21 protein-coding genes are annotated in these 24,741 nt (G+C 42.6%); 15 read left to right on the top strand and 6 right to left on the bottom strand.

Translation table 11 applies throughout. From position 1 onward, the window contains the following. Nucleotides 1-213: 213 nt before the first annotated feature. From GQS54_RS00445 to GQS54_RS00465, 5 genes are all read left to right on the top strand, one after another. A complete protein-coding gene (locus GQS54_RS00445; RefSeq protein ID WP_166422046.1) occupies nucleotides 214-1,866 on the top strand; it encodes a M28 family metallopeptidase in 1,653 nt (550 codons plus the stop codon). A 39-nt stretch (nucleotides 1,867-1,905) separates the two neighbouring features. Further along, entirely contained in the window at nucleotides 1,906-2,445 is a 540-nt protein-coding gene (locus tag GQS54_RS00450; protein WP_240919785.1) for a DsrE family protein, read from the top strand. Between the two features lie 113 nt (nucleotides 2,446-2,558). Next, nucleotides 2,559-2,777 carry a hypothetical protein gene (locus GQS54_RS00455; RefSeq protein ID WP_166421977.1) on the top strand — a complete coding sequence of 73 codons (219 nt, stop codon included), beginning with the start codon at nucleotides 2,559-2,561 and terminating at the stop codon, nucleotides 2,775-2,777. A gap of 50 nt (nucleotides 2,778-2,827) precedes the next feature. After that, a complete protein-coding gene (gene yggU / locus GQS54_RS00460) occupies nucleotides 2,828-3,103 on the top strand; it encodes a DUF167 family protein YggU (protein ID WP_166422416.1) in 276 nt (91 codons plus the stop codon). 118 nt (nucleotides 3,104-3,221) lie between these two features. Next, nucleotides 3,222-4,094 (top strand): hypothetical protein, encoded by an 873-nt coding sequence (locus tag GQS54_RS00465; RefSeq protein WP_166422047.1) that lies wholly within the window; start codon nucleotides 3,222-3,224, stop codon nucleotides 4,092-4,094. Nucleotides 4,095-4,121: 27 nt separating this feature from the next. On the opposite strand, the gene GQS54_RS00470 is transcribed toward GQS54_RS00465, so the two are convergent. Then, nucleotides 4,122-4,589, bottom strand: coding sequence for an Lrp/AsnC family transcriptional regulator (locus tag GQS54_RS00470; RefSeq protein ID WP_205967566.1), 468 nt, complete (start codon nucleotides 4,587-4,589; stop codon nucleotides 4,122-4,124). Nucleotides 4,590-4,724: 135 nt separating this feature from the next. Between GQS54_RS00470 and GQS54_RS00475 the strand changes: the two genes are divergently transcribed. Both GQS54_RS00475 and GQS54_RS00480 read left to right on the top strand, forming a co-directional pair. Then, nucleotides 4,725-5,552, top strand: a complete 828-nt coding sequence (locus tag GQS54_RS00475) for a tryptophan 2,3-dioxygenase family protein (protein ID WP_166422048.1) — start codon at nucleotides 4,725-4,727, stop codon at nucleotides 5,550-5,552. 1 nt (nucleotide 5,553) lies between these two features. Continuing rightward, nucleotides 5,554-6,675: an aminotransferase class V-fold PLP-dependent enzyme gene (locus GQS54_RS00480; protein ID WP_166422049.1), complete on the top strand. Its 1,122-nt coding sequence runs from the start codon at nucleotides 5,554-5,556 to the stop codon at nucleotides 6,673-6,675. A 1-nt stretch (nucleotide 6,676) separates the two neighbouring features. Here GQS54_RS00480 and GQS54_RS00485 read toward each other — a convergent pair whose 3' ends face one another. Continuing rightward, a complete protein-coding gene (locus GQS54_RS00485; protein WP_166422050.1) occupies nucleotides 6,677-7,312 on the bottom strand; it encodes an HAD family hydrolase in 636 nt (211 codons plus the stop codon). Nucleotides 7,313-7,620: 308 nt separating this feature from the next. Between GQS54_RS00485 and GQS54_RS00490 the strand changes: the two genes are divergently transcribed. The 4 genes from GQS54_RS00490 to GQS54_RS00505 all read left to right on the top strand — a co-directional run bounded on the left by GQS54_RS00490 (nucleotide 7,621) and on the right by GQS54_RS00505 (nucleotide 12,385). Continuing rightward, nucleotides 7,621-8,037: a hypothetical protein gene (locus GQS54_RS00490; protein ID WP_166422051.1), complete on the top strand. Its 417-nt coding sequence runs from the start codon at nucleotides 7,621-7,623 to the stop codon at nucleotides 8,035-8,037. A 262-nt stretch (nucleotides 8,038-8,299) separates the two neighbouring features. After that, nucleotides 8,300-10,648, top strand: a complete 2,349-nt coding sequence (locus GQS54_RS00495; protein WP_166422052.1) for a TonB-dependent receptor — start codon at nucleotides 8,300-8,302, stop codon at nucleotides 10,646-10,648. 207 nt (nucleotides 10,649-10,855) lie between these two features. Then, entirely contained in the window at nucleotides 10,856-11,602 is a 747-nt protein-coding gene (locus GQS54_RS00500; protein ID WP_166422053.1) for a ferredoxin--NADP reductase, read from the top strand. A 105-nt stretch (nucleotides 11,603-11,707) separates the two neighbouring features. Beyond that, nucleotides 11,708-12,385 carry a hypothetical protein gene (locus GQS54_RS00505; protein ID WP_166422054.1) on the top strand — a complete coding sequence of 226 codons (678 nt, stop codon included), beginning with the start codon at nucleotides 11,708-11,710 and terminating at the stop codon, nucleotides 12,383-12,385. A gap of 18 nt (nucleotides 12,386-12,403) precedes the next feature. Here the strand turns inward: GQS54_RS00505 and cysG are convergent, their stop codons facing one another. Together cysG and GQS54_RS00515 are read right to left on the bottom strand one after the other, a co-directional pair. Beyond that, complete coding sequence (cysG, locus tag GQS54_RS00510; RefSeq protein WP_166422055.1) at nucleotides 12,404-13,792, bottom strand: siroheme synthase CysG; 1,389 nt, start codon at nucleotides 13,790-13,792, stop codon at nucleotides 12,404-12,406. Between the two features lie 284 nt (nucleotides 13,793-14,076). Next, nucleotides 14,077-15,822 carry a DEAD/DEAH box helicase gene (locus GQS54_RS00515; protein WP_166422056.1) on the bottom strand — a complete coding sequence of 582 codons (1,746 nt, stop codon included), beginning with the start codon at nucleotides 15,820-15,822 and terminating at the stop codon, nucleotides 14,077-14,079. Nucleotides 15,823-16,373: 551 nt separating this feature from the next. Here GQS54_RS00515 and prsT point away from each other — a divergent pair. Next, nucleotides 16,374-19,115, top strand: coding sequence for an XrtA/PEP-CTERM system TPR-repeat protein PrsT (prsT, locus tag GQS54_RS00520; protein ID WP_166422057.1), 2,742 nt, complete (start codon nucleotides 16,374-16,376; stop codon nucleotides 19,113-19,115). A 153-nt stretch (nucleotides 19,116-19,268) separates the two neighbouring features. Here prsT and trxC read toward each other — a convergent pair whose 3' ends face one another. After that, nucleotides 19,269-19,697 (bottom strand): thioredoxin TrxC, encoded by a 429-nt coding sequence (gene trxC, locus GQS54_RS00525; RefSeq protein WP_166422058.1) that lies wholly within the window; start codon nucleotides 19,695-19,697, stop codon nucleotides 19,269-19,271. Between the two features lie 4 nt (nucleotides 19,698-19,701). Next, nucleotides 19,702-20,556 (bottom strand): ion transporter, encoded by an 855-nt coding sequence (locus GQS54_RS00530; RefSeq protein ID WP_166422059.1) that lies wholly within the window; start codon nucleotides 20,554-20,556, stop codon nucleotides 19,702-19,704. Nucleotides 20,557-21,113: 557 nt separating this feature from the next. On the opposite strand from GQS54_RS00530, the gene GQS54_RS00535 reads away from it, so the two are divergent. From GQS54_RS00535 to GQS54_RS00545, 3 genes are all read left to right on the top strand, one after another. Beyond that, a complete protein-coding gene (locus GQS54_RS00535; RefSeq protein WP_166422060.1) occupies nucleotides 21,114-21,719 on the top strand; it encodes a biliverdin-producing heme oxygenase in 606 nt (201 codons plus the stop codon). Next, nucleotides 21,716-24,055, top strand: a complete 2,340-nt coding sequence (locus GQS54_RS00540; RefSeq protein ID WP_166422061.1) for an ATP-binding protein — start codon at nucleotides 21,716-21,718, stop codon at nucleotides 24,053-24,055. Before GQS54_RS00535 ends, GQS54_RS00540 begins: the two co-directional genes overlap by 4 nt. A 206-nt stretch (nucleotides 24,056-24,261) precedes the next feature. After that, nucleotides 24,262-24,714 carry a response regulator gene (locus GQS54_RS00545; RefSeq protein ID WP_166422062.1) on the top strand — a complete coding sequence of 151 codons (453 nt, stop codon included), beginning with the start codon at nucleotides 24,262-24,264 and terminating at the stop codon, nucleotides 24,712-24,714. Nucleotides 24,715-24,741 lie beyond the last annotated feature (27 nt).

Below are 24,741 nucleotides of genomic sequence, written 5' to 3' on the forward strand. Positions count from 1 at the left end.
ATAGTAATCGAACGTATCACTCAGTGAGTGTATCCAATTGTAAACAGACGTGAGTATATCGATTAACCGTTATTTTTCCTATTCTCTTATTGGTTTTTTTGCTGACATATAGTCTCGTAACTAAGCGTAAAATTGAGTGAAATTAACGTCTTAAGTATGCGAAACTAAGAAAGTTTCCATAGTGAGTTACTAACTTTATACCGAGACCCTATTATGTTTAGTTCAAATCTACCTTATCAATTTTACAATTATGTTAAATCCATTGCATTACTTGTCTTGGCATTAAGCGGCATGCCCACCAGTGCAGAACAGAAAACATCTGTCGTCAACCTGCCTAGTGTCGCTAAGCATATTGAAACGTTAGCATCGGACACGTTTCAAGGGCGAGGGCCTTTGACCGAAGGAGAGCAGCTAACGATAAATTATTTGGCTGAGCAATATCAAGCCATGGGATTGCAAGGCGCTAACCCAAATAATGGCCCAGTGTCGTCTTTAAACCGGTATTTACAAGCCGTACCCATGGCGCAAATTACGCCAAATCAAGACATGACATTGCAAATTGGCGATTTATCTTTTGTCTCGGGCAGTGACTTTACCGCTCGTACAGAGCAAATCAGTCCACAAATAACACTCGATGATTCATCCTTGGTGTTTGTTGGTTACGGCATTAATGCCCCTGAATATCAATGGAATGACTACGCTGATATCGATGTATCAGGTAAAACAGTTATTGTATTGGTGAATGACCCAGGGTTTGCAACGCAAGATGCTACATTATTTACCGGTAACGCAATGACCTATTACGGTCGCTGGACGTACAAATATGAAGAAGCTGCTCGTCAAGGGGCGAAAGCCGTGTTGATCGTGCACGAAACTGCAGCGGCGGCTTATCCATGGAGTGTGGTAGAAAGCTCGAACACGGGTAGCAAATATACATTGGTAGACAGTCAGCAAAATAAATCGAAGTTACCTATTATGGGTTGGTTGCAATTGGCCGCGACCGAGCAAATATTCAAACAATCAGGTCTTAATTATCAGCAACTTAAAAAACAAGCACTGCAAGCTGATTTTACCCCTGTTACTCTGCAGCAAAGTGCAAACCTAACGCTAAAAAATACTATCAGTCGCGCAACATCACACAATGTTGTGGCGAAAATAGAAGGTAGTAAATACCCAGATGAATATGTATTGGTAGGGGCTCACTGGGATCATTTTGGTACTAAGCACACTCCAAGCGGCGACATCATTTATAACGGGGCTGTAGATAATGCCTCTGGTGTTGGTGGTACGTTGGAGATGGCACGTGTTTTAATGGCGAAACACAAAGTGAAGCCATTTGAACGTTCGATTTTATTTATTAATTTCACTGCGGAAGAAACCGGCTTAATTGGCTCTGAACAATTTTCAAAAGGTGAAATTATCCCTACCAAAAATATGGTGGCTCTGGTTAATATTGATGGCATGAACGTGCTAGATAAAGTGGATTATATTCTGCAATACGGTGACGGTTTATCTGAAATGGAAGATTACCTTGTGCGGGCTGCTAAGGTGCAACATCGCCAGGTGAAGTTAGATCCGCGTCCACAAAATGGTTTATTTTTCCGCTCTGATCATTTCTCAATGGCGAAACGCGGTGTGCCAAGTTTGTTATTTATGAGCTTGGGCGATACGGATCCTGATTATATTGCCCATCGATATCACAAGGCCGAAGATGATTTTTCAGCTGATTGGTCGCTAGGCGGTGTCGAACAGGATATTGAATTAATGGTCGACATTACCGAAACACTTGCTAATTCAAGAGACTGGCCGAAGTGGAAAATGGATTCAGACTTTAAAGTGATTCGAGAAGCTGATTTAGCGCACTAACATGCAGCAAGCATGAGAAAAATAGCAAAGGAAATAAAAATGAAAATATTAACGTTGGTGAGTTTTTTAATACTGCTTAGCACGATGGGAAGTAAGGTTATGGCGGCAGAATTTGCTGATGGTCCGGTTATATTTGGCTATGGCAAACATGCGCCGGTGCAGCAAGACATGATGCTTGAGAAAGGCGCCGTTCTCAAAGTCGTATTCGATGTAAGTCAAGCCGGTAAAGATGGCACACTTAATCGCAGTTTTGATTCCGTGGCGCGTTTTCTTAATATGCATGCGGCAAATGGTGTGCCAGCTAAAGATATTCATTTAGCGATAGTTGTGCATGGTAGTGCTAGCAATGAAATGTTAAATGCCAAGGCGTACAAGGCTAAATATGGCAAAGAAAACCCTAGCCATGAGCTAATTTCTAAATTGCTGAAAAATAACGTTAAGCTAGTCTTATGTGGGCAATCTGCTGCATTTAATAACATAACTAATCAAGACATGATTGAAGGAGTAGATATGGCACTATCTGCGATGACTGCCCACGCTATTTTTGCGGCTCAGGGATATAGTCAAAACCCCTTCTAGACTTGCCATGCATCGATTATTGATGACACAACACTCCTAGATGCTCGCAGTATGCGAGCATAATCTTGACCCTCGTCTATTTTCGTTCTTAATTTGCATGTTAAAGTGTACATATGGAAGATTCAGCCATTCAAATTGGTTTACCTTGTGCTTATCCAGTGCTCTGCCAGTGGATTGGTATTGCGTTGGTTGTGGTATTTGTGGGTATGCTGGTTGGTATCGTATACGCGGTAATGAAAGATCGAAAACGCCAACAAATCAAACGCGAACAGAGGCGTCATCGCCGTCATATGACGACTGCTTCTAAACGTCATCCCAAGGATAAACAGTGACAATTCCACTCGTACCTAACAGCACGTCAAAATCAGCAGCCAAGGCAGCCGTGTTAGCCGATGGTAACTTGCAGTTACGTGTATATTTACAACCCAAAGCCTCTCGAGATGAAATTATAGGTTTGCATGGGGATGAACTTAAAGTTGCCATTACGGCGCCGCCTATCGATGGCAAAGCCAATGCCCATTTAATCAAATATCTCGCCAAACAATGCGCAGTGGCAAAGTCCAAGGTCACGATTCTCAAAGGACAGCTAAATCGACATAAAACCGTCAGTGTTAGTGAGCCAAGTACGATACCTAAAGTTATTCAGGTATTACTTTAAAAACGGCTGAGCTTTTCCATGTAGCCAAAAATCTGTTTTGAGCCTTATCGGTGTACTTGAGAGATGAATCAAGCCAACACGATAAGAACCTATTATTTACGTGAAGGTCAATTAACCTATGAAACGCTGTGCTTTTTTATCTACCGATAACCTTGAAGGTTACTTTGTTTATGATGAGTTGCTGTATGAGCCTTTGAAGCAAGTCGGTTGGTTAGTCGAGACGGTTTCTTGGCATAACAAAAATGTGGATTGGAACACATACGACGTAGTAGTTGTGCGCAGCACTTGGGACTATCAACAGCATGCCAAAGGCTTTATGCAATGCCTGCGGCGTATCGACGAGTCGACAGCAGTACTTGCTAATAGCTTGCGATTACTGACGTGGAATATAAGCAAAGAATATTTAAAAGATATTGCTAGTCAAGGGATCAGTATTGTACCGACTCTCTGGCTGGAAACGTTTGACTTGTCAGCAGTCAGCGCAGGTTTTGAGCATTTTAGTTGTGAGCGATTGGTGGTTAAACCGACGGTAAGCGCTAATGCAGATTACACCTACATGCTTGATCGCGAACAATTGCTTGCCCAAGCAAAAGACTTAAAATCGGTCTTTACCGATCGGGCTCTTATGGTACAGCCCTTTATTGAAGCCGTGGTAACCCAAGGTGAGTACTCGTTATTTTACTTTAATGGGCATTACAGCCATACCATTTTAAAATCCCCCCAGCAGGGAGATTTTAGGGTGCAAGAGGAACACGGTGGCAGTATGCAAACTGTTGAGCCAGATGAAGAGATGTTGACTCAGGCGCGCCATACTATGGCTGCTATGCCAGACGACGCATTATATGCGCGTATTGATTTATTGCGCTATCAAGATGAATACGTTGTGATTGAAATTGAGCTTATTGAGCCGAGTTTGTATTTCAATATGGATACCCAATCCCCTCAACGCTTTGTTGAGGCGTTTGTAGAGTCTTTCGGTATGGGCGACTAACGCCGATTTTATAAACCAGCGTGCCTGTTAAGGCAACATGGCAGCATAAGGTCCATTGTTTTTAACCATGCGGGTGGAAATGGCAGTGTTAAAGCGCTGCACGCCTGGCAGACGGCTTAGTTGCGCGCGAAGCAGTTCGTCGAATGCCTCGATATCGCAGGCAAGTATTTCTAGAACATAATCTGAATCACCCGTTACAGCGTGGCATGAGCGCACGGCTTTATGGGCAATTATCGCCTGTTCAAAGGCTTGATAATGCTCAAAGTCGACCACCACATGGACCAGAGCGCGAATGGTCAACCCCAGCGCTTTCGGATTGAGTTGCGCACTATAGCCCTCTATTACCCCAGCTGATTGTAATTGCTGCACTTTGTTCCAACAGGGGGTTTTACTCATACCAATTGTTTCCCCTAAGGCCGCGAACGACATTCGTGCGTCTTGCTCTAAGGCAGTGACTATCTTTTTGGCACTGTTATCTAATATCTGTTTTTTCATTTAATTATATTCCGGAACGATGTTCTAAAAAAACACATTAAAGCAGTATAAATAGAACAATGTTCAAAGGCGAATGTTCTAGCATAGTTGATATTAACCGCGTAAAACGCGGAACAATCAAACCGAGTATGATGAATGAAAATACCCAACGCAGCAGAATCAAATTTCCGCCAAAAATACCATTCGCTACTAAATAACCCCGAGATACTTGATTACGGCAATTACTTGAATTGTCAGCAATTGCTCAGTGCTCAGAAGCCATTAACTGAGTTGTGTAATGGTGATGAATTGCAGTTTCAAATTGTGCATCAAGTGGAAGAGTTGTGGATGAAGCTTATGATCTACACCTTGGTTGATGTACTGGAATATATGCAGCAAGAAAATACCTTGCGAGTAGTATCGTTAATGAGGCGCGTCTCGTTTATTCAACGCATGATGAGCCAACAACTCGATTTGCTAGAGACCATGTCACCTAAGGAGTATCAGCAAATTAGACTGCAACTCGGTAATGGTAGTGGTCAAGAGTCACCGGGTTTTCGCACGTTGTTAAAAATGCCACAAGATATTTGGCAGGTCTTTGAAGCACAGTATTTAGCAGGGCGTAATAAATCTATCGAGCAAGTTTACGATAGTCAGTATAGTCACGATGATAGCTACATGTTGGCTGAGTGCCTGGCAGAATTTGACGAACAGCTACAAAAATTTCGCAGCTTACATCTATTTTTAATTCAGCGCTCTATTGGGCTTGAAGCCAAGTCATTAAAAGGGCGAGCGGTGACCATACTAGAAAACGGCGCTAAGCATCGTTTCTTTCCGCAATTGTGGAATATTCGTAGCCAAATGACCAATACTTGGGGGCAAGTCTATGGTGAGGTGCGTGACTCTATTAGTGGCTCCAGTGATAATCTAAATGCTTCGTCAGGCTGCCCATTTCATCAAGCAGTGAGCCAAGAGGAACAGTAATATGCATAACGAAGTGCCTCTTTTTTCTGTGCCCAAAGGTATGTATTTACTTAGTCACTCGGTAGGTTGTTTACCGATGCAAACCAGCAGTGTTGTAGCCAAGAGTTATTTTACGCCTTGGCAACAAAAAGGCGGAGACGCCTGGCCTGAGTGGTTGAGCATTATAGAGCAATTTTGCCACGAATTAGGGATGATTTTTAACGCTAACGAAGCCGATTTTTGCCCACAATTAAGTATTTCAAGCGCGCTAAGTCAGTATTTGCAGTCTCTAGGGCAACAGCCTAATAAATCAAAGCGAACGGTTTTGATGCATGCCACAGCATTTCCTTCTCTTGGTTTTGCAGTACAAGGGTTAGAAAAGTATGGCTTCACGCTTAAATTAATTGATAAAGACATTGCTCCCAATGATTTAGACGCGTGGCAAGTGCACATGACCGACGATGTGGCAGTTGCTGTTATTACTCATGTGCATTCCAATAGTGGCGAATTGTCGAAGATCGTTGAAATCAGTAAATTATGCCGCGCCAAAAAAGTCCGCGTTGTTGTTGATATTGCCCAGTCAGCTGGAATTATTCCGATTGATCTGCAAGATTGGCAAGCGGATGTGGTGGTAGGCTCATGTGTGAAGTGGTTATGTGGTGGACCAGGTGCTGGCTTTATATGGATTAACCCCGCTCACGTAGATGAACTGTGGCCTAAGAATATTGGTTGGTTCTCACACGAAAATCCATTCGAGTTTGATATTGAACATTTTGCCTATGCAAAAGGGGCTAAACGTTTTTGGGGTGGTACCCCCAGTATTTTGCCCTACGCCAGCGCGGTGGTGGGGATTCAACAGATACGTAAAATAGGCGTATCAAACATCTACGCTCATAGTAAAAAATTGCAGAGCATTGTGCTCAATAGCACGGCGACCTATTTGACGAACACGATTAAACTTGAAGAATCGGGTGGCACACTTTGCTTAGCATTAAATAATAACCTACTTGATCGCCTAGCCAACGAATTAACACAGTCTAATGTTTATTTTGACCGTCGAGAAAATAGCATTAGATTATCGTGGCATATATACAATACAGAACAAGAAGCGCGCAAGGTCGCTAACATATTTCATTGTTTGTAACTTAATCGAGCCTATTTGCCTCACTTGTTGCGAGGGGCTCGCGAACTGTACTGATAAGATCTTTTAATTGCGTAAAGTGATTAAATATCCAATCAGCCTCCCGTGCATAATCTGGTGCTTCGTTCGGTGCATATAGGCAAGCTAGCATACCGGCGTTTTTTGCAGCCTGTATGTCGTATAAGTAATCTCCTACGTAAGCCAATTGTGGCGCTGGAATTTGCCAATGTTCAGCTATACGCAGCAAAGCGCTAGGATCGGGCTTTGGCGGGGCATCTTCTCTGGTTAATATTACGTCGAACAGCACGTGGTTGTTCGCGAGTTTCAACGCTGTTGCTTGTTTACTGTTGCGCGTCACAATTGCAATGGGAAACTGTTTCTGATGTAAGGCATAAATGAGCTGCTTAGCGCCCTCGATCCATAAACTATTGCGGGCATCTTTAAGCTCATAATCTAAAACAATTTTATTAGCATGTTCTTGTTCAGGTGATGGCAAATCGGCAATAAAATGTAAGATGTCTTGATCTATTGGACAGTCCAATAGCGTCCGCAGGTACCTAAAGTCAAGGTTAGAGGTGACAAGCGTACCGTCTAAATCAAAGATAAAACCTTTCATAGTGTTAATGGGGTGGCGTGTCATAAAGTCGTTTCATTTAAGTTGTGGGCATGGTGCAGCTGCATACGCTATTAAACTGCTTTTAGTTTTATTCTTACCACCGTTATGTCATTCAGCGATACCAGATAGCTATTCGTCGCGTTACATTAAAAACCTACTCATTCGCTGTAAGAAACTCTGCGTATTTCGGTCTGGTCATGTATCTACGATTTAGTAGTGATAATAGCCTAACGTGAATGCAAAAGCTGACGTGGTACTTTTTATTTAATAAAGCCGATTTTACGGCCAGTTTACTCTTATTAAACTGCAAAATAGTAAATCAAGGAATCAAAATGAGTGAAACGATATCGAGTGATGTGCGCACCCGTCTGCAGTGGTCTTTATTAGCCTTACGTCTTGGGGTGTTCATTGTCATGTTTGTTTGGACACTAGACAAATTTGTGAACCCAGGTCATAGCATCGCTATTTTCGAGAAGTTCTATTCAATGCCTGGATTGGGCGAAACCGTCGCTTATCTTATGGGCGCATTACAGCTTTTATTAGTGTTGGCATTTGTTGCCGGCATTAAAAAACGTTTTACGTACGGGCTAATCTTTTTGATGCATGGTGGCTCCACATTGTCTGCTTTCGCACAATATCTTGATGCTTTTAACAACCTATTGTTCTTTGCTGCATGGCCAATGTGGGCAGCATGTTTTGTGCTGTATTTTATGCGCGACCAAGACACCAAATTTACCTTGGGTAAATAATATAACGTAGCGTATCGGTCATTAAAGGCGACACTAGCTATCCGTTGTTTTAATCATTAGCCGATGGAATTAAACCATCGGCTTTTTTAATCTGTTATTAGTTACGGTTATAATGTCTGATAAATTGAAAAAATGTAATGTTTTTAATTAGTTGGCCTAAATAACAATGTCATATATTTGTCATTAAACAGTCATCTACGTTTCGCATTTACTGAGTACCTTTGCTGCGCTTTATTCCCAGCCACTCATAAATGGAACACACATGAAAACCATAAAACCATCTATTTTTACCGTCAGTAAATTATCATTGTTGGTTGCTGTAGTTATGGGCACTCATGCCTACGCACAAGAGCAGCGAAATAATCAAATTGAACAAATTACTGTTACTGCCCAGAAGCGTGATCAGTCTATTCAAGACGTACCTGTTAGCATCAGTGCCTACGATGGTGCTTTTTTAGAGCGTTTGGGTGTAGCTGAGCTAGATACCTTGTCAGAAATTACCCCAGGCTTAGTTATTCAAGAGCAAAGTCCAAACAATCCAGGCTTTGTTATTCGTGGTATTACTTCTGATAGTGGTTCGTCACAAGCTGCGCCACGTGTGTCTATTTATTATAATGGTGCGGATGTTTCCCGTTCTCGCGGTTCATATTTTGAGTTATTCGACATTGAACGTGTCGAAGTCGTTAAAGGGCCGCAGGCAACATTGTTTGGTACCGCTGCATCAGTTGGGGCACTCAGTGTTATCACCCGTAAGCCTCAAGAAGAATTTGCTGCTCAGCTAAAGGGTAATTTAGGCAACTACTCTGCTGAAGGCTTAAATGGGTTTGTCACTGGCGGCAATAGTCAAGTGCAAGGGCGACTAGCGTTTAGTTATCGTCAACGTGATGGTTTCATCCGCAATATTGCCGGTGAAGCAGGCTCACAAACTTCTGACGGTTTTGATCAAGAAGATATGCACGGCATCGATCGAACCTCATTTCGCCCGTCACTTCGCTTTACCCCTAATGACGATGTTATTGTTGACTTGGTTTACACCTACGAAAAAAATGATGACACGGGTACCTCATTCAAAAATGGCCTATACGCGCCTACTGGTGGCAATACCAGCCCATTCTCATTTGTTGAAATGTCAGGCAGTCCTGAGTCTGAAGACGTTTTTGGTCGCCAAGACTTAGGCGTAGAGCGCACAGTTGAAGATCTAAACCTAACGGTTAATTGGGATATCACTAGCGCACTGACATTTACTTCAATCACAGCTGGGCGTCGTTTTGATTCATTAGAAGTGTTTGATGCCGATGGCACGCAAGCGTGGTTTTTAGAGTTTGCCGAAGATGCTAATGGCGATCAATTCAGCCAAGAATTTAGATTAATTCACCAAAGTGATAAGTTAACAACGATTGCGGGTGTGAGCTATTTTACTGAAGACGGTAGTCAGGCTGTTCCTTTTAGCACCGAAGAGTCAATTTTTCTAAATTGTTTAGGGGCGCTCTCAGACCTTGGTCAGCCATGTGTTGCCAGTGATGGTTCAGTACCGGTACTTACCCCAATTTTAACGCAAGGGGCCTTTGATTTACTGCCTTACAGCTTCGAGTTTGAAAATTACGGTGATACAGACGCTTATTCAGCTTTCGTTGATGTTACCTACGCATTAAATGACGCATTAGAGCTGACAACAGGTTTGCGTTATGTGCGTGAGGATAAAAGCAGCGGTTACCGCTCAGATGCACCTGCAAGTGTGTTAACTGGAAGCGAGTTATTTACGGTGAGTACCAATGGTGAAATATTCCGTGCACAAGCGGACTACGATGACTGGTTACCACGTTTTAATATGTTGTACGTGATTAATGAACAAATCAATATGTACGCAACTATATCAAAAGGTCGTCGTTCAGATGTGCTCAGCGTGACATCTGTTCGCGGCGAGGATGGTCTGGGCAAAAAGTCAGTCAGTGAAATACCAGCAGAGATCATTTGGAACTACGAAACCGGCATTAAAGGTCAGGCTTTTAATAAATCAGTTAACTACAATGCCTCCGTTTTTTATCAGGATTATTCAAACTTTCAGGTCACTCTGCTTGATGATGACGGAGTCGCTTATGCAGCGGATGCTGGATCAGCGACAAACTTGGGAGTTGAAGCTGAAGTGCGCGCGCTATTAGGAGCAGATTTCGAAGTGTTCGCCAATTTTGCCTATCTTGATGCCACCATTGATGATGACAGTACAAACGGCAACTTGGCAGGTAATCGCTTTAGATTACAACCTGAATGGACTGCAAGCATTGGTATGTTTTATTCCACTGAGCTAGCACAAGATTACAACCTGACCAGTTCACTTGTGTATAGCTATCGTTCAGATGTGTTCTTCGAACCAGCCAATGCACCTATCTCAGGTCTGGACATCAGCGAAGATGCCGTCAGTCTGGTGAGTGCTCGTATTGGCATCGCAGGGACTGACGAGAAATGGTCGGTTAGTCTGTTTGCCAGTAATTTACTGGATAAAGAGTATCTAGTTGATGCGGGAAATACCGGTGGCGGATTTGGTAATCCGACGTTTGTAGCCGGACCACCACGTTTTTATGGCGTGGAGTTTATGATGAATTTCGGTGACTAAGCGATACGTCTAAATGAGTTTATCCTAAGGTATACGTTATATTTTTCGATAAAGTAGCTATTAAATAGAAACATATAAGGCCCCTATTAGTAATTCTGCTAAAGGGGCTTTTTTTGATTACGGCAAAGACTAAGAATGAAATAATTTTCGAGTTCGTTATGATGAATCATCAGAGCATGATGATTTAATCCAGTAATTGGAGGATGTATGGCCCAGTGGTTAGATGCAAAAGTGACCCAACGTATAGATTGGAACGATCATCTGTTTAGTCTTCGTTTTCAATGTAATGAATTTCCTCAATATACCCCAGGGCAATTTACCAAAGTAGGACTAGAGCAAAACGGAAACGTCGTGTCTCGGCCTTATTCATTGGTCAGCCATCCACAAAACAGCGAACTTGAAATTATGGCTGTGCCAGTAGCTGAAGGTGTATTGTCGCCTAAATTGCATGACTTGCGTGAAGGAGACGCGTTAAAAGTGATGGCTCCGGCCACCGGTTTTTTAACCTTAAGTGAAGTCCCTGATAGTCATGATGTATGGCTTATTGCCACAGGAACTGGGGTAGGGCCGTTCTTATCTATACTGGCCGGCAGTGAGATTTGGCAGCGCTATAAACAGGTTATTTTAGTCTATGCTGCGCGTTATGCTGAAGATTTAGCATATGAGAAATTTATTGCGAAATGCGCAGGTGAGCATCCCACGCAATTTAGTTATGTGCCGATTGTAAGTCGCGAGAAAATTGACGGTGTATTACAGGGGCGTATTCCAGACTTACTGCGCTCTGGCGATATTATTGAACAAGCAGGTCAGGTGCTTAATGCGACTCAAAGTCAGGTGATGCTGTGTGGCAACCCGCAGATGATTGAAGAGGCAATGTCAGTGTTAAAAGATATGGGGCTGAAAAAGCATTTACGCCGTTCACCGGGACAAATAACCCAAGAGCGCTATTGGTAGAAAAGCGCTTAGTTTATGTGGGTTGCCTATAAGCTAGGGCACCTGTGGCGAATTGTGATAAAATGCGCCTCCATAAAAAGCCCCTTATCCCATTAGGCACGTTATATGATCCCTTGGACCCTTCTTGATACTGCTGCTATTCCTAACAATGGCGGCGAGCTGAAGTTTTCTCAGCGAGATAAAGAATTTTCTATTCGCTTGTCCGGTATACGTGGCGAGTTAATGAACAGCCGCGTTTATAACTCGGAAAAGGTCCTTTCAGAGTTGGGGTGTTCTCATCTTAAAAATCGTAAAAATGCCCACGTATTGGTCGGTGGCCTTGGTATGGGTTACACACTCTCGTCAGCATTAAAAGCCGTTGATGAAACGTCCCAGGTTACCGTGGCTGAGCTCATACCAGAAGTGGTTAAGTGGAATCAAGGTCCATTGGGGAACTGTGCTGGTAATCCTCTGCAAGACCCCAGAACGACAGTACGTGTTGGCGATGTGAAGCAACTGCTTAATACGCAAAAACCTACCTATGATGCCATATTACTGGACGTGGATAACGGCCCAGAGGGATTGACCCACTCTGATAATAATTGGATTTATTCAGTGGTGGGGTTAAAAGAAATCTATCAGGTAATGAATGACCAAGCGATGTTGGCAATCTGGTCGGCAGGACCAGACTATTTGTTTGAAGTGCGTCTTAAAAAAATAGGCTTTAAAGTGGATACTCGTGTTGTCCGTGCTCGCCCCGGCAAAGGAAGCAAGCACACTATTTTTCTGGCTAAGAAAGTTTAATATTGCAGCTTGGACAAATTAAGCGTTTTGTTTAAACCAATTTAGTTTATCCCGTAAGCTGACCACCGAGCCGACTATAATAAGCGCGGGTGGTTTAATGCCTGCTTCAGCAACTCTTTGTTGAATGTCACGTAAATTACCCGTTACTACTTTTTGCTCTGGGGTAGTCGCTGACTGCACTAAGGCAATTTCGGTGGTCTCAGGCAAACCGTGCTCAATTAGCTTTTCACAAATTACTGGCAGGCCAGTCAGGCCCATATAGAAGACGGTGGTTTGTTCTGGCTGAGCCAGCATAGGCCAATTCAAATCGATACTGTTATCCCGTAAGTGGCCTGTGGCAAAAACCACTGACTTAGCATGATCCCTGTGCGTCAGTGGAATGCCAGCATAACTTGCTGCACCACTCGCAGCTGTAATACCGGGAACCACTTGAAAGCTAACGCCTTTTTCAACTAAAGTTTCTATTTCTTCACCGCCCCGTCCAAAGATAAATGGGTCTCCCCCTTTTAGACGCACTACGCGGTTACCGGCTAAGGCCAAGTCAGCTAATAATTGATTGATTTCGTCTTGGGGTACAGTGTGCAAGCTGCGTGCTTTGCCTACATAAATTTTCTCTGCGTCACGGCGCACCAGCTCAAGTATTTCTTTTGATACGAGTCGGTCATAAACGACCACGTCAGCTTTTTGCATTAAACGTAGCGCTCGAAAGGTCAATAAATCAGGATCACCAGGCCCCGCACCAACTAAATACACTTCACCTTTGCCTGAGTCGTGCTCATCTAGGGCGAGTTTTTCGTTCATCATTTGCTCTGCTTTACTTTGATTGCCTTGTAATACTTGTTCTGCAACATCGCCATCAAGCACGTCTTCCCAAAAATATCGACGCTTGGTGACAGAATCGAATCGGGCTTTGACTGCATCACGAAATTTTTCAGAAAATTGTCCGAGTAAACTCACTTTTTGAGGAATCACGGACTCTAGCTTCTGGCGTAAATAACGCAGTAATACGGGCGCTACGCCACCGCTGCTCATGGCGATAATAATTGGCGAACGGTCAACAATTGACGGTGTAATAAACTGACAAAGAGGGGTGTTATCTACCACATTAACGAGAATGTTTAGGGCTTTAGCTTGCTGATGAATCGCTACGTTTAACGCGCTATCGTCGGTCGCGACAAATACTAATTGCTTGGCGACTAAATCGTCGGCTTCATAGCCACGAGTGTGCAAGGTGATTTTCCCTTCATTAGCCAAGCGATTGACTGTGTCACATGCCCAAGGTGCAACAACCATAATTGTCGCTGAGGTTTTCAGTAACAGTTCAACTTTACGGGCAGCCACTTCACCAGCACCAACAACGAGGCAGTTAAGTTCTGTGGTATCAACGAAAATAGGGAAATATTGCATGGGTAACGGTTACTGCTCTTTGCACAAAGTATATAGGGCTATTTTGCGTGTTCTTGTTATTTAAATAAAGTATTGAAAGCTGAATGCATATTCTTTTTAGTTATTAATATTGCGTGTTTAATAGCACTTCCCAGGGCTAAAGTTCGCGTTTGCTGGAAGATTGACATATTGAGTCCGCGCAGATGAAATAGCAGGCACAAAAAAGAGGCCCTTGGGCCTCTTCTAAATTTTCACCTTGCTGTCTATAAGTGCGTAGCAAATAAAGACGGTGCTATTGGTTAACCTTATTCAGGTTTAGCTTTACGACGTGGAGGTTGATCTGACCACTCACGCATATTCAAGCGTTGACCAGCAACTCGGGTTTTCTGTAGTGTTTCTTGCGTCGCACGAGGCATGCTTTTGGGTAAATCAACAGTACTGAAGTTATCGTAAATTTCGATAGCGCCAATGTTTTTGCTGCTGATATTCGCTTCGTTAGCAATCGCACCCACAATGTTACCTGGCTTAGCACCGTGAGAATGGCCGACTTCGATGCGGTAGCGCTGCATACCTTCTTCAGGTGTGCTGCTCTTGCGTGCACGTTGAGGTCTTTCACCGCCGCGCTCACCGCCACGTTGTCCGCCACGTTCACGTCCACCGCGATCATCGCGGCCGCCACGTTCATTTCTTTCACCACGAGGTGGTGCAGAGTTTAAATCTGGGCGATCACCTTCTTTAAGGATCAGGGGCTCGTCACCTTGCGCGATTTTAGCTAATGCAGCCATAATCACTTCTGGTGATGCTTCTGTTTCTTTTTGAATAGACTCAACGATTGGGATCAATGTCTCAATGCTGCTGTCACTGATCGCTTCGATAACACTGTTTTTGAAACGGCTTAAGCGCGTTTCATTTAACTGTGAAATTGACGGGATGGGCATAGGCTCAATTGATTGGCGAGTAGCGCGTTCAATTGAAAACAACATGCGTTTTTCACGGTGTGAAATAAACAATATTGCATCACCCTTACGACCAGCACGACCAGTACGACCGATACGGTGAACATAAGATTCAGTATCATATGGAACGTCATAGTTAATAACGTGGCTTACACGTTCAACATCAAGTCCACGGGCAACAACATCAGTTGCAACCAGAATATCAATTTTGCCATTCTTCAAACGTTCAACTGTGCGTTCACGAGAATTCTGTGGAATATCACCGTTTAGTGGCTCAACAGCATATCCGCGGGCTGACAATTTTTCAGCAAGTTCCATTGTCGCAGTTTTGGTGCGCACAAATATAATCACGCCATCAAACTGCTCTACTTCCATTATACGGGTAAGGGCTTCAAGTTTATGATGACCGGCAACCTGACAATAGCGCTGGGTAATAGTGCTAGCAGTAGTGACTTTAGATTCGATTTTAACTTGCTTCGGATCATTCAAATAACGTTTGGTTATTTTACGGATTGGATCAGGCATCGTCGCTGAGAACAAAGCCGTTTGGCGCTTGTCAGGAGCGTGGCTTAAAATCCATTCAACGTCATCGATAAAGCCCATACGTAACATCTCATCGGCTTCATCAAGTACTAAGAACTTCAAGTTATCTAATTTAAGCGTACCTTTTTTGATATGGTCAATAACACGACCAGGTGTACCTACTACGACTTGAGCACCACGTCTTAGTTGACGAATTTGGTTGTCGTACGAAGAGCCACCATAGATAGGCAATACGTTAATTTTACGCGAGAAGCTAGCATACACTTGGAACGCTTCAGCTACCTGAATCGCAAGTTCGCGAGTGGGTGCTAAAACCAATAATTGGGTGTTGCTGTTGTTTGGGTCAATGTTAGCTAACATTGGCAATGCAAATGCGGCTGTTTTACCCGTACCTGTTTGTGCTGTACCTAAAAGGTCGTGACCTTCCATGATAAGCGGAATACATTCGGCTTGGATTGGGGTTGGTTTTTCATAACCTACTTTTTCTAAAGCTTGAAGAAGTTCTGCAGGTAGGTTGAGGTCTTTAAAAGTCAATTCGACAGTGTCAGTCATTAATTATCCCTAGTTAGAAACACGCAGGATTAACTTAGATTTCACAGTCAAATTCTAAAACGAAACCAGCGTGGATACACAAAAGAAGTATTATATGAGAAATCGTCTCTATACACCACGTTAGGCCGCGTTTTATTTGAACTTATCTGTATTAATTTAAGATCTCTCGTTAAGTTGTTATCAATGCGTTAATGTAATGAAAAATAACCTTTAAAAATGCAACAAGTTGCCATGGAAATTTACTAAAACCCATACGAATTTGAGTTTAGCTATTTACATGGTAATTTATTTGTAGGTCAAAAAAATAACCCATTTGAAATTTAATGGGAAGACTTACTCAATTTTGGTAAAACAAAACTAGCAAATATCGATAACAATTAGCCTTTTATCTGCCTCGCGTGTTCGAGTAAGATGAATCGTAACAGCGCCATTTTTTCGGCTAAAATAGTTGCAACGTTGCAGTATAGTTTGCCAACAGTTGATTACATCTGAGGGCTAAACTCAATTGATGACGGCTAAGCGCAGAGCATAGGATAGGGAAGATGAAAAATATGAGAAAAACAATTATCGCACTATCACTAGGGATGTTGATCAGTTGTGGCCAGCAAACCAGTGAAGAACATATTCAAGCGGCTCAAGAATTTATTGCTAATAATGATAATGCCTCAGCTATTATCTCGTTGAAAACGGCGGTGCAAATGGCACCTAAATCTCCTGAAGCGCGCTTCGAGTTAGGCAAATTGTATATCGCAGAAAAGCAATTTGAGAGTGCGGAAAAAGAACTGAATCGGGCGTTAGAATACGGTTACGACGGTGCTAAGGTTTTGCCATTACTCACACGTGCGTATCAGCGTACCGGCGCATATGCAGCAATAAGTGAAATGGAAGACAAAAACGTCAACTTGAGTGTTGACGACAAAGCAGAAATTGGATACTTCAAAATCGTTTCCTTGGTGCGCTTAAACAAGCCTGATGATGCGCGCGCTATTATCGCTGACCAACAGCAACTTCAGACTGATTCCGTATTTAAAGCCCTAAGTAAAGTTTACGGTGAAGTGTTAGATAAAGATTACCCACTTGCTTTGCAAAGTATTAGCGAAATTAAGGATGGCAGCCCAGATCATCCAGAAGTCCTTAAATTGGCTGCGCAGTTGCATTTGAGTGCGGGCGACCCAAAAGCCGCTGCCCTAGTGTTTGATCACTATGTATCTTTATATCCAGACGACATTCAGACGACATTCGTGTTGGCCAAACTATGGGTAGATTTAGGTGAAACAGCTAAAGCTGAGCCCTATGTAGATAAATTATTAGCAGTAAACGCAAAAAATGGTCTATTGAATCAGCTTAAAGCGGCCGCTCGTATTGCTGAAAAAGATTACTCAGAGGCACAGAAATATGCTGAATTGGGAATACAAAATGGTATCAATGATCCTGCATTACGTTTAATTGCCGGTTATGCCGCTTATCAACAAAAAGACTTTGAATCCGCCCAGCGTCACCTTTCGTTGGTGGCCAGTAGTTTGCCTGATAATCACCCTGGGTTGCGTTTGCTGGCAGCAAGCCAGTTACAACTTGGTTTGACAACAGAAGCGAGTGATGTACTTGGACGCATTGAAGATGTTAGTGAGCAAGATGCCCAGTTATTTTCAAAAGCGAGCTATGAGCTATTACGCCAAGGAAATGTAAAGGAAGCCCAGCAGTTAGTCGATAAATCATCGAGTATCAGCACGACAGCAGAAGATTTGACCCGTTTAGGTTTACTCAAACTGTCACTCAATAATCTCGACGGTATTGTAGATTTAGAAGAGGCATTAGAGAAATCACCAGAGTTGGAAAGTGCGAAGAAAACACTTGCGACTGCGTATGTGACGACCAAACAGTTCGACAAAGCATTAGAACTAGCCCAGCAATGGAAAGAAGAAGATGCTAACGACATGAGTGCCTATTTACTTGCGGGTGAAATCTACTCTAAACAACAAGAGTTTGATAAAGCTAAGGTTGAATTTCAGCATGTATTGCGCATTACGCCTGAGCATCAAGGCGCAGCGTTAGGTCTGGTTAATATTTATATCGCTGAAAAGGATTATAGCGGTGCACAAAATGCGTTAGCTGAACTAATTAAGCGTTATCCTAATTATACCCCCGCTCTGGCGACGGCTTATTTAGTGAATAAACAACAAGGCGACGCTGATAAAGGTGTTGCACTTATAAAGACCGCACGCGATAAGGCGCCTGATAACCAAGAAGTGAGTATGTTGTATGCGCGAATACTATTACTAGAAGGGAAGTACGACCTAGCGCTTGAGCAATTCACCCAATTTGATCAAGAAGCGTCACTACCACCAGCTTATTGGCAAGGTAAAGGTCAGGCGCTTATTCGCTCTGGCGATATGGCTGGCGCACAAGCTCATTACGACTTGTGGTTAAGCAAAGCACCTAACGATAAACAAGCTGTGGTGGGTAAATTATTATTACTAGACAACACGGGGAAGTATGCCGAGGGTGTTGAACTAACAAATGGTTTCTTAGCTGTACGTAACGATACACAAATGCAGTTACTACAGACCCATTTTTTGTTGATGAACAAAGAAATGGATGCCGCTCGGAAAGCCTATGAAGCGATTCCTGAAGAATTAAAGTCCATGCCGATAGTAAAAGGTTTTTTGGCACGTTTACAAATTGTAGATGGGCAGTTTGATCAAGCTGAACCCAATGCTCATGCCGCTTATATAGGTTTACCGAATGGGCGTAATTTAGTGTTATGGGTGTTTACGTTAGAGCGTCTTAATAAAAAGGATGACGCGTTAACTGCTATTCAACAGCACTTAAAACGCACACCTAACGATGGTGCCGCATTGATGATGCTGGCTGAACGTCAAATAAGCAGTGGAGACAGTCAAGCTGTTGCCAGCTACCAAACCTTATTAAAACAGAACCCGAATAATTTTGTAGCACTCAATAACTTGGCCTATTTGTTTCTACAAAGCGGCAAGTTAGATAAAGCTCAGGAGTACGCTGAAAATGCCGTTAAGGAGCGCCCCGATAATGCTGCTGCCGTAGACACTTTGGCTCAGGTCTTAGTTGCGAAAAAAGACTACGCCAAAGCCGTTAAACAATATGAGGCAGTAGTGAATGATGATATGGGCAACGAAGAAATTTATCTTAACTACGTAGAGGCATTGTTTCTGGCGGATAAAACGATGCTAGGAAAACGCAAACTTAGCCAAAGAGAAATGAAAAGCGAAGCCGGTATTAGGCGTTTGGCGCAATTGAAAACGAAATATGCTCAGTAAGCTAATGAGTGTTACAACGCAGTAACGACCAACGTCTGCGATATTTGATAGAAAACAACTAAAAGTTTAGCGCTATTGCTCGTATAAAAAAGCCCTTAAATAACACGATTTAAGGGCTTTTTATTTGAGTATCGTTGTTTTATAGAACGGGGTTTAACATTTCTGCATGGCCTGCATAATCCATTGTTTTAATTGCGGCTCAGATAACGCACCAGATACACGGTCTACTTCTTTGCCTTGATGGAATAGAATCAAAGTAGGAATGCTGCGAATACCGGCCTCAGTACTGATTTGTTGGGCTTGCTCGGTATTTAACTGAGCAAATAAAATACCTTCCGTTATCCCTGCTAGTTTCGCAAAAACGGGCGCCATTACTTTGCACGGACCACACCAACTGGCCCAAAAATCCACTAAAACCGGTAGTTCATTGCGCTCGATATAGCGATAAAATTGCCCTTGAGTTAATTGACAAGGCTGATACGTATGTAGCTTATGCTGACACTTACCGCACTTCGCATCAGTGTGATCTTTGCTGTCAGGTACATTGTTAATGGCATAGCATTGGGGACATACGATATGCATAATTTTAATCTCTATTTTGCTTAGTGGTCTGTGATGATAGTTGTTCGACTTGTCGCTGCAACCCTTTAATATGGATCAGTATATCGCTAAGAGTTGGCTCTTCCTCATGTTCTTGCTCATGTTCTGCCGCTTCAAGTGCCGCTTTTTCTTTGCGGGCCAGTTCGTTCTCTTGCTCCATAACGTTAACCACGATCCCAATCACCATATTTAAAAAAGCAAATGCAGTAAAGAATATAAAGGTGAGATAGAAAATCCAGCTTAGGGGATAAACCTCCATTGTTTCGTACATGACGTCTGTCCAGTCTTCAAAGGTCATGACTCTAAACAAGGTTAATAAGGAAATAGTGATATCTCCCCATAGCGTTGAATTAATTGTTCCGAAAAGGGTACTGCCAACCGCTGCATATATATAAAAAATTATAAACATCAATAGCATAACGTAGCCAAGCTGAGGCAGCGCTTTGACTAACGACACTAATAATATGCGTAGCTCAGGAATGATAGAAATCATCCGTAATACCCGGAACACTCTCACTAGACGAGCGATAACGGCTAAATCTGCATCTTCTGCCGGGATCAGGCTGACGATAACAATCAGTGTGTCGAATATATTCCAGAAGTTCTTAAAAAAGTTTCTTTTACGCTCTTCGGCTAAAAACCGAATGGTGATTTCAGTGAGAAAGAACGCGCTGATAAACCAGTCTAAAAACTGAGTAATATTGTGCATCGTGGGCGACATTTCATAGGTTTTCGCGCCAACCAATAGAGCGGAAAACACGATCACAGAAATCACAAAAATCTCGAACAGTTTGTTCGAGCGAATACGGATAAATTGGGCCTGCAAGGATAAAGCGTTCATGGACTCACGAATTTTGCTAAAAAATCGCCGATAGAATATTGGATTCTACGATGCTGTCAATCCAGGATTGGTATATAGATGTGTTAGAACAGTCAGAATGAAGCACAGAGATCACAGCAAACATTGCTGCTTAGACTCATGTTTATGCGCTTATGACACGCCTTTTTATGGCTAGAATACATAGAGCAATACGGTTTACAAATGGCCCAATTTGCAAATTAGAGACCAAGGTAAGGTTTTTCAATGATGCCCACCACACCGCTTAAATACTGCGTTAAACGTAACAGTAACGACAAGATTTGCAACCTATCATTGGTTGTTTAAGGGGTAATTTGATGCCAAAATGTTAAGCAAGTTGAAAGATCTAACCAAGCAACAAATGGTCGAGGGTAATGAGCAGGTTACAAATTTAAATGATTAGTGCTCGTCATATGAGGCGCCCAAAAAGGGACAGCTTGATAAGCAATGAAAGAAACGACACGACACAACACAACACAAAGACGCTATCTCTGCCCCATGTTTTAATGCAGTGAAAAGGGAATAAAGTAAAATCTAGTATGACCAATAGCAATATTAAGCCAATGTCGATTGGGCTTTTTCTCAAGACGAGCACGGCTGGTTTACACAGGGAAGTTGAAGGGAAATTATCGAGAATTTTGTTTCATCGCGACTTGAATGCGCGAACCTATTATCACGTATTATTGCGCATGCATAATGCTTATAAGGAGATGGAACAAGCCGTCAACAATTATTCAGTATCCCAGAGGGCCTATGTTAATAGGGGCAAGTTGCGTTGGCTGGAAAACGATATTGCCCATTTGAAGCCCCTTATCACACAGGTCGAAGGCAAGCACCTAAGCAAGATGACTTTGAATTTATCGTCACCGGCGCAAGCTATGGGGTTACTTTACGTCATTGAAGGCGCCACACTAGGCGGTGAACACATCCAAGCTCGGTTAACGCGCCATTCGTGGTTAGACGCCCAGCACGGTGTTGCATTCTTTGCTAGTTACGGAATTAAAAGAATGGCCAATTGGCACGAGTTCTTGGCAGTATTACAAAAATACTACGAGCATAATCCTGATGATTATGACGAGATAAAAGCAGGAGCTGAACTTGCGTTTCAGTCAATCCATGATTGCTTAGAGGGGCTGAATACATGAACGAACCGTTTGATGTGACATTAGACAATTGCCACAAGGAGCCCATTCATATTCCTGGCTCTATTCAACCTCACGGTTATTTGATGGTTTTCGAAGCAGACACCTTGGTCTTACGGTATGGCAGCCAAAACCTTGCGGATCTTATGGCTCGCCCTATCGATGAACTCATTGGCTTATCCTTAACCAAACTGCTTGATAACGATTTTGCTGGGCTGGTAACAGAGTTGGACTTTAGCAAAGGCTTTCACGACGTTAATCCACAACAAGTAACAGCAAAAAGTCTCGAGCATGGCGAGCATGTCTTCAATGCAATTTTAAGCTTAAATGATACTTTTTTACTGGTTGAATTAGAACAAAAGCTAACGGTCGGTGCTAGCTCATTCAATCCAGTGAAAAATCTTATTAACTTATCGTTAGACGATTTGGTTAATACCCAAGATCTAAACAGCGTGTTTGCTTATTCAGTGAACGAAATCCGTAAAGTAACGGGATTTGATCGGGTAATGCTTTACAAATTCGACGCTGATTACAATGGCGAAGTTATTGCTGAAGCTAAAAAAAGTGAACTTAATTCCTTTTTGAAGCAGCATTTCCCTGAGTCTGATATTCCTAAGCAGGCACGAGAATTGTACGTAAAAAACCCTATTCGTTTATTGGCGAATGTCGATGCTCAGCAATCAATGCTTTATCCCAATGACCGTCCGATTGACCTGAGTAAAGTTGTTTTACGTAGTGTGTCTCCGATTCACTGTCAGTATTTGCGCAACATGGGGGTGCGAGCCTCAATGTCGATCAGCATAGTGGTGTCGGGCAAGCTCTGGGGATTGATTGCTTGCCATCATTACTCCCCTCACATAGTGCCATTTGAAACCCGAGAAGTAGCCTTGTATATGGGGCTTATGTTGTCCTACTTAATTTCATTAAAAGTTCAGGCCGAGGCTGAGCACCGAGATTCCGCTGTGAAGTCACTCAATGCGTCGATCACCGCCAAGATGGCAGAACGTATTTTTTTCACAGACGGCCTACGTGAAGAATCAGATAATCTTATGCAGATGATGAATGCATCTGGCGTGGCTTGGCGATTAGAGGAGAATATAGAGCGCTTCGGTAAGACTCCTGCGCCACTAAGAATTGAGGCGTTGTTTAATTGGGCCGTATCCAACAAACTCGCAGAGGACAATATTTATTACAGCAAAAATTTAGGCAAAGAAAATAGCGACTTTTTAGATATTAGCGATATCTCCAGTGGTGTCTTTATTTTATCAGTCTCGTCTGTCAGTAATTTGTTTGTAATTTGGTTTCGTCAAGAAGTAGAACAGACCAAAGATTGGGGGGGAAAGCCGGAAAAAGTTATTGAATTTTTAGATGACGGTAGTCACCGCTTGATGCCGCGAAGCTCATTTAGGTTATGGCGTGAAAACGTTAAAAATCAATCTCTTGCCTGGGAAGCGATTGAGTTATCTAGTGCGCTAAAGTTTCGAGACACAATCGTTAATTACGTCTTGTCTAAATCTGAACGGCTTGAGTTGTTGAACGAGGCGTTAGAGCATAAGGTCGATATGCGTACCGAGGAGCTGAAAACAGAAATTGCGGATAAGCAAAAAGTTCAAAATGAACTGGTCGAAGCATTAACGAAGTCCGAAGAATCAAACCGAGAGTTAGAGCGATTTGCTTTTGTAGCGTCCCATGACTTACAGGAACCGCTGCGCAAAATTCAGTCCTTTGGTGGGCGTATTCAACAAACAGAAATGACCTTGAGTGAAAAGGGCCATGCTTATCTTTCAAAGATGATGAGTTCAGCAGAACGTATGCAGTCCCTTATAAAAGGTGTATTGAGTTTTTCTAGGATCCATCGCTCGAATGACGAGTTTGAGGGCGTTAACTTCGACGACATACTCGATGATGTCATTACTGATTTAGAGGTATTGATTTCTGAACAGCAGGCAACCATATTTAAAGAGAAAATCGGTATGGTCTTTGGCGACAAAAATCAGCTTCATAGGGTTGCGCAAAACATTATTCAAAATGCGATGAAGTTCACAAAGGATGATGTGCAAACGTCTTTATACATTCGATTGATAAGCCGAGACACTGACTTTGTGACAATAGAATTTAATGACAATGGTATTGGGTTTGACAAAGAGCACGCACATAAAATATTCGATCTATTCGAGCGCCTGCATGCTAAATCTGAATATACGGGCACGGGTCTTGGACTAGCCATTTGCAAAAAAATTGTCAATCGTCACAGTGGTAAAATTTGGGCCGAGTCAAAGGCCAGCGTTGGCACTTCGTTTTTCGTCACGCTGCCAGTTAGAATATCAGTAGTAGCATAACAATACATTTTGTCCTTATCTTAGCGTTATTTCTTGTGGTAATATCCACGGTTAGTTGTTGACTTCGCTCCTTCCAGCAAGCAATGGGTGCGCCATAATTTTTTATTATAAATACGGTGCATTTGCATATATTAATATTGGTATTTTTAGGCGTTCTTCGACGGTTGAGTCACTGAAACCCTAAACTCAAAAAGGTTGTGTTTATTGTGGACAAAGATGCCAGTTATATTGCCAAAAAGAGCAGAGCTGTCAGTTACATATTGGTTGCTGATGATGACGTAGATGACCAAGAGTTAATTCAAGATGCGTTTTTAGATAATGGAATTGTTTTAGATAAGCTCCGTTTTGTGGATGATGGCGAAGAACTGATCGACTTTTTAAATAATGCTAAAGTTTTACCTAGTATTATCTTGTTAGATTTAAATATGCCACGCAAATCAGGTAGAGAGTCTTTAGCTGAAATTAAGCAAAACCCCACCTTGAAACACATTCCAGTGATTATGTTCACTACTTCGGACTCTGAAGTCGATATTAACGAGTGCCACATGATTGGGTGTAATGCGTATTTAACAAAACCTAATAACTACATTGAGCTGGTTTCACTAATCAAAGATGTTATTAGTTTCTGGTTTCTGCAAGCGAAAATTCAATGCAATTAGGCGGGGTTGGATTATAAATAGTGCGTA

It is taken from the genome of Paraglaciecola sp. 20A4 (assembly GCF_011378905.1).
Lineage (GTDB): Bacteria > Pseudomonadota > Gammaproteobacteria > Enterobacterales > Alteromonadaceae > Paraglaciecola.

Bases quoted from the DNA above. Each gene is read 5' to 3' on its own strand.
- GQS54_RS00475 (WP_166422048.1), top strand. From the start codon at position 4,725: ATGAAAATACCCAACGCAGCAGAATCAAATTTCCGCCAAAAATACCAT.
- trxC (WP_166422058.1), bottom strand. From the start codon at position 19,697: ATGCATATCGTATGTCCCCAATGCTATGCCATTAACAATGTACCTGAC.
- GQS54_RS00450 (WP_240919785.1), top strand. From the start codon at position 1,906: ATGAAAATATTAACGTTGGTGAGTTTTTTAATACTGCTTAGCACGATG.
- GQS54_RS00490 (WP_166422051.1), top strand. From the start codon at position 7,621: ATGAGTGAAACGATATCGAGTGATGTGCGCACCCGTCTGCAGTGGTCT.
- GQS54_RS00465 (WP_166422047.1), top strand. From the start codon at position 3,222: ATGAAACGCTGTGCTTTTTTATCTACCGATAACCTTGAAGGTTACTTT.
- prsT (WP_166422057.1), top strand. From the start codon at position 16,374: ATGAGAAAAACAATTATCGCACTATCACTAGGGATGTTGATCAGTTGT.
- GQS54_RS00470 (WP_205967566.1), bottom strand. From the start codon at position 4,589: ATGAAAAAACAGATATTAGATAACAGTGCCAAAAAGATAGTCACTGCC.
- GQS54_RS00485 (WP_166422050.1), bottom strand. From the start codon at position 7,312: ATGACACGCCACCCCATTAACACTATGAAAGGTTTTATCTTTGATTTA.
- GQS54_RS00445 (WP_166422046.1), top strand. From the start codon at position 214: ATGTTTAGTTCAAATCTACCTTATCAATTTTACAATTATGTTAAATCC.
- GQS54_RS00505 (WP_166422054.1), top strand. From the start codon at position 11,708: ATGATCCCTTGGACCCTTCTTGATACTGCTGCTATTCCTAACAATGGC.
- GQS54_RS00540 (WP_166422061.1), top strand. From the start codon at position 21,716: ATGAACGAACCGTTTGATGTGACATTAGACAATTGCCACAAGGAGCCC.
- GQS54_RS00495 (WP_166422052.1), top strand. From the start codon at position 8,300: ATGAAAACCATAAAACCATCTATTTTTACCGTCAGTAAATTATCATTG.
- GQS54_RS00515 (WP_166422056.1), bottom strand. From the start codon at position 15,822: ATGACTGACACTGTCGAATTGACTTTTAAAGACCTCAACCTACCTGCA.
- GQS54_RS00455 (WP_166421977.1), top strand. From the start codon at position 2,559: ATGGAAGATTCAGCCATTCAAATTGGTTTACCTTGTGCTTATCCAGTG.
- GQS54_RS00530 (WP_166422059.1), bottom strand. From the start codon at position 20,556: ATGAACGCTTTATCCTTGCAGGCCCAATTTATCCGTATTCGCTCGAAC.
- GQS54_RS00500 (WP_166422053.1), top strand. From the start codon at position 10,856: ATGGCCCAGTGGTTAGATGCAAAAGTGACCCAACGTATAGATTGGAAC.
- GQS54_RS00480 (WP_166422049.1), top strand. From the start codon at position 5,554: ATGCATAACGAAGTGCCTCTTTTTTCTGTGCCCAAAGGTATGTATTTA.
- cysG (WP_166422055.1), bottom strand. From the start codon at position 13,792: ATGCAATATTTCCCTATTTTCGTTGATACCACAGAACTTAACTGCCTC.
- GQS54_RS00535 (WP_166422060.1), top strand. From the start codon at position 21,114: ATGACCAATAGCAATATTAAGCCAATGTCGATTGGGCTTTTTCTCAAG.